General features: G+C 64.1%; 1 protein-coding gene. It reads left to right on the top strand.

Going from position 1 to position 2,587, the window contains the following annotated elements; translation table 11 throughout:
* On the top strand, positions 1-2,587 hold a 2,587-nt coding region (locus BMW89_RS37030), incomplete at both ends, for a type I polyketide synthase (RefSeq protein ID WP_283805347.1).

The following is a 2,587-nucleotide window of genomic DNA, read 5'->3' as shown; positions in this document are numbered from 1 at the left end:
ACTACGGGATCGAGGTCCCGCCCTCGGTGTTCTTCAGTCATCCGACCCTGGCCCAGCTGACGGACTATCTCGTCGCGCAGCACGCAGCAGCCGTGCAGGCCCTGTATCAGCAGAACCCAAGCAAGAACGCTGAAGCCCGGATAAACAAGGTCGGTGTGGGAGGCGACCGGATCGAAGCGCGGACGCAGCTACAACTGCAAGGTCACGTGCGTCTGGCACCGGCGCCGCCGTCGCGCGCAGGCGCACCGGAGCCGATTGCGATTATCGGCATGAGCGGTCGCTTCCCGAAGGCGCGCACGGTCGAGGACATGTGGCAAATCCTGGCGGAGGGTGAAGATGCGGTCGAGGAGATACCGTTTGATCGGTTTGATTGGCGAAAATATTACGGCGACCCACTCAAGGAGATGGGCAAGATCGATTGCAAATGGGGGGGCTTCGTCCCTGAGGCGGGCGAGTTCGATCCGCTGTTCTTCGAGATCTCGCCGCGAGAAGCGGAACTGATGGACCCGCGGCAGCGGCTGTTACTGATGGAGGCTTGGAAGGCGCTGGAAACTGCGGGCTATGGGCCGATCCAGCTTGGCAGCAACAAAATCGGCACGTTCGTGGGTGCAGAGCAGGGCGACTACCAGCTTCTGGCTCGGGCCAGCGGCAGCATCACCTCCAACCACGATGGCATTCTGGCGTCGCGACTTGCGTACTTCCTGAACATGCGCGGGCCGGCGATGGCGATCAACACGGCCTGCTCGTCGGGGCTGGTGGCATTGCATCAGGCTTGTCTGAGCTTGCGCAACGGCGAGTGCGATACTGCACTTGCCGCAGGCGTCAATCTGATGCTGACCCCCCAGTCGTATGTCGGCATGAGCCAGGCGGGGATGCTGTCGAAGGACGGCCAGTGTCATGTCTTTGACCGCAATGCCAATGGGATGGTGCCTGGTGAAGCAGTTGCCGTGGTGGTGCTGAAGCGCCTGTCGCAGGCACAAGCCGACGGAGATCCCATCAAGGCCGTGATCCGCGGCAGCGGCGTCAACTATGACGGCAAGACTAACGGGATCACGGCGCCAAGTGGGGCCTCGCAATCGAGTCTGTTGCGGGAGGTGTACGATCGCTACCAGGTGAAGCCCGATGAAATTGAGTACATCGTCACCCATGGCACCGGAACCAGGCTTGGCGATCCGATCGAGATCAATGCGCTGTCGGATGCCTTCAGGGCTTATACGCAGGATCGGGGCTTTTGCGCCCTGACATCGAGCAAGACGAACTTCGGTCACACACTGGCGGCGTCCGGGCTGGTCAGTCTGATCGGGCTGGTCGAATCGCTTCGCCACGGGAGCATTCCGCCGAGCCTGCATTGCGAGGAGGAGAGCGACTACATCGATTGGAGGGCTAGCCCGTTTTACGTGAACAAGGCCCGCAAGCCGTGGCCGGAGAAGGCGGACGGAAGCAACCGGCTCGGTGCGGTGAGCGCGTTTGGCATGAGCGGGACCAACGCGCATGTGGTGGTTGAGAGCTATCGGTCGGCGCCGGAGGATACCTTTACCCTGCCTTGTTCGCTGCTGGTGCTGTCGGCGAAGACGGAAGCGGCGCTGCGGGCTCGGGTCGCAGATCTGATCGCGCTGCTGGAGAAGCAGGATCAATCGGTTCCAGACCTGTGGGCGATGAGCCATACTCTGCTGTGTGGCCGGCAGCACTTCGACCATCGCTGCGCGGTGGTGATCGAGGATCGGAAAACGGCACTCTATGCCCTGCGTCATGTCGGCGGGGGCGAGCGCCTGCCGAACCAGTTCCAGGGGACGGTCGCTCGCAACTTTGCTGGCCAGACGGCGCTGCAGGGTTATGGCGAAGAGCTGCTGATCCGCTGCGATACCCTGCTCGGCGATCCCGTCAAATACCGCGAAACGCTGTGCGCATTGGCCGAGCTCTATTGTCAGGGCTACGACCTCACTTGGCATAACCTCCACGCCTCGACCTGTCCGCGCCGGATGTCGCTGCCGACCTATCCGTTTGCGAAGGAGAGATACTGGATCGAGACGGCGGCGGCCGGTGATTTGTCGGGCTTGAGCGTCGGCGGCGGGTTGCCAGTCGAACTGCATCGGGACGCGACGGACTCTTCGGCGGTGCGGTTCACGACGCGGTTGGGCGGGGATACGGCGTGGCTGCGGACGGCGAACGGTGTGGGTGTCGTGCCGGAGAGCTGGCACCTGGATGTGGCGCGCGCGGCAGTGGCGGCGTCCTTGAACGGGGCTGGTGAGGCTGCGGTCCGGCTGGAGCAGGTGGAGTGGCTCGTGCCGGTGATGGTGGGGGCCGGCGGTCTTGATCTGCATGTGGAGGTGTTTGCGGGAGAGGACGGCGGGCGCGAGTACGAGATCTCCAGCGGTGGCATGGGGCAGGACCGTGTGATCCATAGCCGCGGCTATGCATTTGTCGGTGCCGCCGGAGATGAGGCTCGAGTTGCGGGCGATGCGGGCGGGTCGGTCGGCACGCTGCTGGCGCGCCGGGTCTGGGAGGCGGGCGAAGCCGGCGATGTCGCCGCGTCGTGGTCGGGGCCGCATTTTGTCGTGCTGTGCGGCGGCGACGAGGACCGGGCGCG

This window comes from Bradyrhizobium sp. OK095 (assembly GCF_900109945.1).
GTDB lineage: Bacteria > Pseudomonadota > Alphaproteobacteria > Rhizobiales > Xanthobacteraceae > Bradyrhizobium.
Note: the sequence above shows the minus strand (reverse complement) of the source record. Positions and strands in the feature narration are given on the sequence as shown.